At 46.3% G+C, this 4,668-nt stretch carries 3 protein-coding genes; all 3 read right to left on the reverse strand.

Features of this window, described 5'->3' with window-relative positions; all coding sequences use genetic code 11:
* The coding region (locus KDK19_RS06150) for a hypothetical protein (protein ID WP_257291566.1) at positions 1-896 on the reverse strand (896 nt) is incomplete at its 3' end.
* Between the two features lie 128 nt (positions 897-1,024).
* Positions 1,025-2,347 (reverse strand): hydroxymethylglutaryl-CoA reductase, degradative, encoded by a 1,323-nt coding sequence (locus KDK19_RS06155; protein WP_257255039.1) that lies wholly within the window; start codon positions 2,345-2,347, stop codon positions 1,025-1,027.
* Positions 2,348-2,601: 254 nt separating this feature from the next.
* Complete coding sequence (locus KDK19_RS06160; RefSeq protein WP_257281729.1) at positions 2,602-4,335, reverse strand: F-box/WD repeat-containing protein; 1,734 nt, start codon at positions 4,333-4,335, stop codon at positions 2,602-2,604.
* Positions 4,336-4,668: the final 333 nt, after the last annotated feature.

Raw genomic sequence — 4,668 nt, forward strand, 5'->3', positions numbered from 1 at the left:
CCAACATATTCAACCTCCTGCGCTTCTTCAAGGCTGTTCGAAGCAGACTTTGGTAGCATAAATACGGGATAGAACATAACAGTTTCTGATTGATGTGCCTGCGAATAGCCCGACAAACCTTTCCCCGTAAGTTGAGCAAGCAGTTCTGAGGCATCTAACGGCATTTGGCTGAATAACGATCTATTGTGTGTCTTCTTCTTTGTAATCCCTTCCAAAGCCGCAGATAAATCTATGGCGCTGACGAATTGTCGGGATTCAGTGGAAGTAGTGGGATACCCATTATGAAGCCATTGTTTCAGCCACTGGCTGATCGGGGCCAGAGCTGACAGGTAGTCAAATTGCCAGTCGGGCATATCAAAAAATCCTTTGGCAGGAATGCCCGGCATAAAAGGAGGTGGTGGCGGTGGGTCAAATGGAAAGCCTCTTCCCGATAATCGCAAGTTGGGTTCAGGTATTAATGCGGGCCATTCTGGCAATGCAAAGCTCGTGCTATTTTTCTCCGCTTTCTCAGAAACATTATCTGTAGCCAGATCGCCCTCGCCAACGTCAGTTCTATCTACTTGCCATTCAGGGCTGATACACAAGAAGTTTCCTTGTTCCGTTGAGGGAGTGTCAATATCATCGTGTTTCAGTAGATAGCAGCTGAATGAACCTTCGCCTATTGGCACCCTGCCAATATAGGTAGCATTGGCAGCGACCAGTATGTCTTCAAACAAGTCCAGAGAGTCTTCAGGCACAAAGAAGACAAAACCTGGTATCAGATAAGCCTCTTGGTCAGGTGTCCCATTTGTGACGATGAGCAGACGTCCTTGAGAATGGTCATCACCAAATCCACTGGCTGCCAAAGAGATCAAGAGTGTACCGATTATATAAAAGAAAACTGTTTTAAGTTGCACTCAAATTTCCATTTTTCTTCAGTCAGGGCTGAGTGTAGCCCGAAGTATGGCGGACTCGCCTAAAAGTTTGCAGCGGGTAAAAGCTTCTTCACCTGATAGGGCCAGGGACTCGTCTCTGGTGAAAAACTTTATCTCGGATGTGTAGCTGAAACATGATTAACTGCTGTGGGTCTGATTTTTACTAACAGTTCTTTGGCAACAGAAACAGAAATGGCTTTTTTCATTGAGATTAACTGACCAAGCTCAGACACAAGCCTTGGAATTTCCATTTCATTGGCACCTGCCGCAATGGCCAGGTTTTTCGCATGAAGGGACATGTGACCTTTCACGATGCCTACGGTGGCAAGGGCTTTTAAAGCCCCCAGGTTCTGAACAAGTCCTACAGCACCACAAATACGTCCGAGCTCTTCTGCGGAAGACACCTTTAAAATCTTTAAGGCCACCTTTGCTGAAGGATGAACCTTGGTAACACCTCCAACGGTCCCAACAGCCATGGGTACTCTTAAGATCCCAATGAGCTGACGCTTGAGAGGGGAATATCTCCAGGTGGCAACAGGTTGGTAGCTGCCGGTGCGTGCGGCGTAAGCATGGATACCTGCTTCGGTTGCACGCCAATCATTGCCCGTTGCAATTAAAATGGGGTCAATCCCATTTAAAATACCTTTATTATGTGTGCATGCCCGATGAGGATCAGATTCAGCAAAAATCGAAGCCTCTTCTATGCCTGTTCCTTGCTCTTCATCAACATCAGAAAGAGTGACACGAGCGCATGCCAGCCTGGAGTCCACAAGGTTGGAGAGAATGCATAAGCCTACCTTCTCACCAGTCTGTTCTTCAACAGGAGGCTTTAAGGCTTCACACGCCTGGTTGATTAAATTTGCTCCCATGGCGTCACAAGGGTCACATAGAAGATGAAGGACAACCATTGAACCTTGCTTGTCGGATCGTTCGAGCGTTCTAAATTCAATGTCTTTAATGCCACCACCTCTTCTTACCAAACCTGAAAGACGCTGATTGGCAAGGTCAATCATATCGTTACGATTTTCTGTGAGCTTTCGAAGGGTAAGTTCTGTATCAGATACATTTGGAAGTTGCACCTGACCAATGATCAACCTACCCTCTGTCCAGGTATTAATACATCCTCTGTTACGCACCCATTTGGCGTTAGCAGAAGCGGCCGCAATAATAGAGGTTTCTTCCACACACATTGGGATAAAGCGATCAACACCATCAATATTAAAATAATTTGCAACGCCTAACGGCATTGGAAAAATACCGATGGTATTTTCAATTAAATGATCCGCCTGTTCTTTTTTTAAAGAGGATTTTCCTGAAATGATATCCACTTCCTCTTTTGAGAGCTCCGAAAACCGGGCGACCCGTTCGAGGCGTTCTGCCAATGACAGTTTATAAAACCCTCCAGACAGGGTTTCAAAATCTACCTTGTGCATAATAGCTTCTCTCTTAATTCCGTCAGTGCTTTCAATACAGTACAAAAATATAAAAAATATTTACTCCCAAAAAATATGCCAGGAATAACTGCCGGAACCACCAAAAATTTCCTGAAATTCACACCATACTCTTCAAAGGGTATGCAGACCTTCGGTGCAGACCAACCTTTAAAAAATCCTGAAAAGGCGGTGTTAACCGGTAAAATGCAAAACCATATATGAAATTAAATAACCACAAGACTGATAACACAAAATCAATTATGTATGCTTATTTCAATGATTTTCGCCGTGTGATCCTCACTGGCGGTGACCACATAGCGACCATCGAAACTGAAGGCGGCAGAGTTAACTGCATCCTGATGCGAAATGGAAGCTTTCACTACCCATGATCCATCGATCTGCTGGCCGATGATTTTCGCTGTTTTATCTTTACAGGCGGTTACCACATGACGACCATCAATACTGAAAACAGCTGAATTGACCTCGCCATCATGAGCAATGGAGACTTTTTCTTTCCAGACTCCTTTGGCGTTCTGACCATAGATTTTCACCGTTTTATCGTGACTTGCAGTTACCACATGGCGGCCATCGGGGCTAAAAGTGGCTGATCTCACCGATTTCTGATGGCGAATGTTGGCTTTTCGTTCCCATGATCCATCTGCCTTCTTACTATAGATTTGCGCCGAACCATCATCGCTGGCAGTCACCACATGATTGCCGTCGGGGCTGAAGGTGGCTGAGCAAATCCGCTCATTATGGCGAATGTCAGCCTTTACTTCCCAGGATCCATCGTCCTTCTGGCCGTAGATTTTCACCGTGTCATCGCAGACAGAGGGGAAATGGTAAACTTCGCCGACCACAGTCATCTGGCCTACGGTCAGCACATGGGCACCATCGGGACTGAGGGAGGCTAATTCGACATGACAGTCATGGGGAAGGGCAATAGTGCTTTTCTCCAGCCATGATCCATCGTCCTCCAGACCATAGATTTTCGACTTATCATCATTACCCCTGGTTATCAAATAGCGCCCATTAGCGCTGAAGGAGGCTGAAAAGACCGAATCTTCATGGGAAATACTGGCTTTTGGTAGCCATAATCCATTGGCCTCCTGACCATAAATTCTCGCTGAGCTATCAGCACTGGCGGTCACCAAAAAAGTGCCATCGGGACTGAATTCGGCTGAATTGACCCTGGAACCATGAGTAATGGTCACTTTTACTTCCCACGTTCCATCAGCCTCATGAGCGTAGATTTTCGCCGTGCGATCATCACTGGCGGTGACCAGATGATGGCCATCGAGGCTGAAGGTGGCTGAGTTGATAACATCAGAGTGCAAAATGTTAGTTTTTACATCCCATGACCCACCGATGTCCTGACCAGAAATTTTCGCTGTATTACGACCCTCGGTAGCAGTCTTGGTCACCACATGACGGCCATCGACACTGAAGGAGGCTGATTTAATCCCGCTGCCATGAGAAATTTCGCCTTCTTCAACTAATTTAAATGCTTTACATTCAGACATCAGTTGACTGATGGTGAAAAAGAAAAAAGCAGGAAATCCATCACTCTCCCGGCGTCCTACTACTGACTTGATGAGTGCCTCGTCATTCGTAAACTGCCCTAACCAGTCGCTGAGTTGGTTGTTGTCTTTTGTACTGATGACTGCCTTTATTTGAGCCCGGTGTGCTGAAGAAAACCGGCCATACCATGCCTTCGCCAGAACATCACCTTCTTCAATAACATCGCACAACTCGGAGCATGTTCGCTTTAAAACGGCTACATTTGGAAGATCTAAATGGGCAATGACTTCATACTTCAATTCTTTGGGCAGTGTCTTCAATAATAACGATTCACACGGGTAAGATGCAGTGATCTCCCTACCCATATCGATAACGGTTGGCGGCTCTGATTGAGATCGCCCGGGTGATGTCGGGGCTGAATCGACAATATTGGAGTTGTCGTTTATTTGCTGAGTGCATGGTGTCATTTCTGTTTCCTGTAACGTGAGTATTTCTCCTCATTTTGAAACGACATTCAAAATGGATGTGCCGAGTTAGACCCGGTTTTGGAATAAAAGTTCATAACATGTTGCTAAGCGCAACGAACACTGTTTCTGCCTTTCGACTCACGCAGAATGGCGTCACTCAGCGGCGGCCCTCTGAGTACCCCGCATCAGGTTCCGGGCTTCGTCAATCACCACCAGACTGTGCCGGTTCAGGTGATACCAGAGAACCCCTTATTTCAGTAATTTTCGCCGTGCCATCCTCACTGGCGGTGACCACATGGCAACAATCGGCACTGAAGCTGGCTGAGTTGACTT

It is taken from the genome of Endozoicomonas sp. ONNA1, from assembly GCF_024606325.1.
Classification (GTDB): Bacteria; Pseudomonadota; Gammaproteobacteria; order Pseudomonadales; family Endozoicomonadaceae; genus Endozoicomonas_A.

Bases quoted from the DNA above. Each gene is read 5' to 3' on its own strand.
- KDK19_RS06155 (WP_257255039.1), bottom strand. From the start codon at position 2,347: ATGCACAAGGTAGATTTTGAAACCCTGTCTGGAGGGTTTTATAAACTG.
- KDK19_RS06160 (WP_257281729.1), bottom strand. From the start codon at position 4,335: ATGACACCATGCACTCAGCAAATAAACGACAACTCCAATATTGTCGAT.